Raw genomic sequence first — 4,399 nt, forward strand, 5'->3', positions numbered from 1 at the left:
CAAGACCACTAGAATGTCAAAGAGAGGTTCAAAATTACTTCGTTATGCCTTAATTAACGCTGCTTGGAATGTTTCACTTAACAACAAAACATTCAATGATTACTTTATGCTTAAAAAGTCTCAAGGTAACAACCATTATGCAGCTCTTGGTCATGTTGCTCATAAGTTGGTACGTGTTATCTTCAAAATTCTTAAAGATAATGTTGCTTTTAATTTAGACTAAATCAAATTTATTTTAAAGCCTATATCTAATAGGTTTATTTAAGCGTGCCCTTTTTTGGATAATTATTTATTTACATATTTTCAAACATTTTTACTTGACATTTCATAGTTGGTCTCCTTTATAGCAAATCGTAGTTTTTTAGCTCTCTTATGAGGCTATTAGTATTTTCTTCTGACATTTCAATTAAAGGCAATCTTAAATCTCCCGTATCCATACCTAGCAGACTCATAGCCTTCTTAATAGGTATTGGATTAGTTTCTATAAATAACGCATCAATTAATGGCTTCATTTTAAGCTGTAAATATCTAGCTTTTTCTATGTTCCTTTCTAGATAGCTATGGACTATCTCATGTGTATCCTTAGGAAGTATGTTTGCAACTACTGAAATAACGCCTATTCCACCTAATGATAAAAGTGGTACTATCATATCATCATTTCCTGAATAAATACCAAAATCATCTGGGCATAGTCGTGCAATTTCTGCCACTTGACTTATATTTCCGCTTGCTTCCTTTACCCCCCTAATATTAGGGTGCTTTGCAAGCTGAGCCAGGGTATCTGGAGTTATGTTTAAACCAGTTCTGCCAGGCACATTGTAGACAATTATAGGTATGTTAACATTATCTCCTATGGTATTATAATGGACTATAAGGCCTTTTTGAGTAGTTTTATTGTAGTATGGGTTAACTATAAGCAGCCCGTCTGCTCCTGCATTTTCAGCTTCTTTGCTTAGCTTTATTGTATGATAAGTACTATTACTTCCTGTGCCAGCTATAACAGGAATTCTTTTGTTAACTTTATTTACAGTAAACTTTATAGTATCTAAACGCTCTTCATCGGTCATTGTAGCTGCTTCACCTGTAGTTCCACAGATAATAATAGCATCAGTTTGCTCATTAATATGCCACTCTAGCAGCTCACCTAGTTTCTCAAAGTTTACTTTGTCCTTCTTAAATGGAGTAATTATTGCAACACCTGAGCCTTTAAATAAAGTCATTGAACCCCCTCCTAGTTTTTCATACCAATTAATAGATTATCAAAAACTATTATTTTTTTCTACCTCCTTTAAATATAATATATTGTTACATTTATTAAAAAATACAGGAATCAGTAATTATAATTGAATTTTGAATTGAGAAAAGGTACAATTATATGAGGTGCTTAAATTGATTACAGGGGGAAACACAATGATTAATAATGATTCAAGGCCTTCTATATTAGAGTCCAATCTTTTTTATTTATTTACAGCGGTTATTTTTTTAACTCTAGGTGCATATTCGCAAAGCAAGGATATATATTCAGGATTGTTAATTACAGAATATATAATTATTCTTTTCCCTACAATTTTCTATTTGAAGATGAGAGGCTATAGTCTTAAAAAAGTTCTTAGATTAAATAAAATTACATTAAAGCAGGCTTTAATCCTTCCTATAATTACGATTTTTTCTTACCCAATAGGAGTGTTTTTTAACTATTTAATGATTATTGTCATAAACCTTTTTGGAAAGATTAACCCTACTCCAATACCTACGCCGGAAAGCACTCAGGAAATGATAATAGGACTATTTGTTATTGCAATATCTGCTGGCATTTGTGAGGAGATTATGTTTAGAGGTTTCATGATGAAGGCATATGAAAAGAATGGAACAATGTATGGAATAATATCTTCAGCAATATTATTCGGGCTATTCCATTTTAATATTCAAAACTTATTAGGACCTATATTTTTAGGAATACTGTTTGGATATATAGTGTATAAAACTAATAGCATCTTTTCTGGTATTATTACTCATATCACCAACAATTCCATTGCTTTGGTTGTATCTGTGCTAGTTTCTAAGGTCAATATAGACCCTGAAGCTACATCTGAAATAGCTGCTTCTGGAGTAATTTCAGATACTGCTATGATGCTTATTGGAGCTATAGGAATAGGATTTATCGCTATAGTTTCTGGAGTGATAGTATATTTTCTCCTAAAGCTATTGCCTAAGGGTGAAAGTGATGAAACTGTGATAGATAGTGATGTTGAAGAGGAAATGTTAAGCATAAGACCAAAGACAAATATTATAGCTTTTTTACCTATCTTTGTAGTACTTTTACTGTTTGGATATATGACTTATATATATTTTATTGCATAAGAATTAGTTATAAATGCAAAAATGACCTATCTGGGGAAACAGGTCATTTAGTCAATAAAAATTTAATATATAAATATATTAAAGGGGAGTGGGAAAGTAGTATCTTTTCACAGACCTCAGTTTATCATTATTTTTTTTATAAATCAAGAGGAAACCTTAATATTTACACAAACTTAACAATTATTTAGATTAGGTAATAAACTTGTTACAAAATAGTATAAGAATAATATTGCTTTTTTTTCGCATAATAGCTAATAGGAGGTTTGATTAGCTATGAAAAAAAAGAAAAAGATTGAAACACCTAATGATAAGCTAAAATATGAGATTGCTAAAGAGCTTGGATTAATGGAGAAAATAGAAAAGCTAGGTTGGGGAGGCCTTACTGCAAAAGAGTCGGGCAGAATAGGTGGAATAATGACTCTTCGCAACAGAGAAAAACTAAAGAATCGAGATAACCATAGTAATAGTAAAGACGAAAAAGCTTAATGATTATATATTCCAATAATTTTGCATAATTATTATCATTAGGCTAAATGAAAAGGGGATTTTTATGGATGCATATAAAGAGTTTGCCTATATATATGATACATTAATGCATGATGTAGATTATAGCAAATGGATGGATTTTATTAAGGATATTTTAATAGCCTATAATGTAAAATCACAGGAAGTACTTGAAATAGGATGTGGAACTGGTAACTTTACAAGGCTTTTATGCGAGGCAGGCTATAAAGTAACTGCATTTGATTTGTCAGAGGACATGCTGTCTATTGCATATGATAAGCTTAACTCATATAGAAACATACAGCTACTCAATCAAGATATGACAGACTTCAATATAAATAAAAGCTTTGAAGCCATAATTTCTGTATGTGATAGTATAAATTATCTGGTTGATTATTTAGACTTAGAAAAATGTTTTAACAGAGTATATTCTCACCTAGAACCTGGCGGTATATTTGTTTTCGATATTAACTCATTTTACAAGCTAAAGCATATTATTGGAAATAACACTTTTATAGAGGATAATGAAGCAATATTTTATGTTTGGGAAAATGAATTTTTCGAAGAGGACAATACTTGTGAATTCTATATAACCTTTTTTGTTAAATCTCAAGATTTGTATAAAAGATTTGATGAAGTGCACATTGAAAAGGCATATACATATTTAGAAATAGAAAAAACCCTTAAAAAAGCAGGTTTTGAAAATATTAACGTATATGATGATTATTCTAATAAGCTACCTACAGAAACAAGTGAAAGATTAATCTTTGTTGCACAAAAATAATAGTATGGCTGGGTAGTTGAATAAATGTGATTTAAGCTGGGAATATTAATTGACAAAGGGGTTTACCTGTGGTAAACTAGCAATTGAAGGTGGATGTACATAAGGAGTCATCTGCAAATTTTTCAGTATATGGAGGAATGTTTTAAATGGTTAAAGGTACAGTAAAATGGTTCAATGCTACAAAAGGTTATGGATTTATTTCAACTGAAGCTGGAGAAGATGTATTCGTTCACTACTCAGCAATTGGTGGAGATGGATTTAAGACTTTAGATGAGGGACAAAATGTTGAATTTGAAATAGTTCAAGGCGAAAAAGGACCTCAAGCTACAAATGTTACAAAACTATAATCGAATATAATAGGTAACTTTTTTAATATATATAGTTTTTGACGGTAGCAGCCCCTCTATGGGGCTTTAAATATTTTTTGATAAAAGAGAAAAAATTAAGTAAAATATATATAATAGATTTAAGCTAAACTTTTATTTTAAAGGAATAAGATAGAACATATATAAATTTTCAGGAGACCAACTATGAAATGTCAAGTAAAAATGTTTGAAAATATGTAAATAAATAATTATCCAAAAAAGGGCACGCTTAAATAAACCTATTAGATATAGGCTTTAAAATAAATTTGATTTAGTCTAAATTAAAAGCGACATTATCTTTAAGAATTTTGAAGATAACACGTACCAACTTATGAGCAACATGACCAAGAGCTGCATAATGGTTGTTACCTTGAGACTTTTTAAG

Annotated in this window: 6 protein-coding genes; 5 read left to right on the top strand and 1 reads right to left on the bottom strand. The window is 30.4% G+C overall.

Annotated features, from left to right (window positions below):
* Positions 1-223: transposase (locus BLV37_RS14635; protein WP_143031505.1), on the top strand; the 223-nt coding region annotated here is incomplete at its 5' end.
* A gap of 118 nt (positions 224-341) precedes the next feature.
* On the opposite strand, the gene dapA is transcribed toward BLV37_RS14635, so the two are convergent.
* A complete protein-coding gene (gene dapA, locus BLV37_RS14640) occupies positions 342-1,220 on the bottom strand; it encodes a 4-hydroxy-tetrahydrodipicolinate synthase (protein ID WP_091733168.1) in 879 nt (292 codons plus the stop codon).
* Positions 1,221-1,410: 190 nt separating this feature from the next.
* Here dapA and BLV37_RS14645 point away from each other — a divergent pair, with 190 nt between their 5' ends.
* From BLV37_RS14645 to BLV37_RS14660, 4 genes are all read left to right on the top strand, one after another.
* Positions 1,411-2,361 (top strand): type II CAAX endopeptidase family protein, encoded by a 951-nt coding sequence (locus BLV37_RS14645; protein ID WP_091733170.1) that lies wholly within the window; start codon positions 1,411-1,413, stop codon positions 2,359-2,361.
* Positions 2,362-2,634: 273 nt separating this feature from the next.
* On the top strand, positions 2,635-2,847 hold the full coding sequence (locus BLV37_RS14650; protein WP_091733173.1) for an alpha/beta-type small acid-soluble spore protein: 213 nt from the start codon (positions 2,635-2,637) through the stop codon (positions 2,845-2,847).
* A gap of 64 nt (positions 2,848-2,911) precedes the next feature.
* A complete protein-coding gene (locus tag BLV37_RS14655; protein WP_091733176.1) occupies positions 2,912-3,649 on the top strand; it encodes a class I SAM-dependent DNA methyltransferase in 738 nt (245 codons plus the stop codon).
* A 146-nt stretch (positions 3,650-3,795) separates the two neighbouring features.
* A complete protein-coding gene (locus BLV37_RS14660; protein ID WP_091733179.1) occupies positions 3,796-3,996 on the top strand; it encodes a cold-shock protein in 201 nt (66 codons plus the stop codon).
* Positions 3,997-4,399: the final 403 nt, after the last annotated feature.

This window comes from Proteiniborus ethanoligenes (genome assembly GCF_900107485.1).
Taxonomy (GTDB): Bacteria; Bacillota; Clostridia; order Tissierellales; family Proteiniboraceae; genus Proteiniborus; species Proteiniborus ethanoligenes.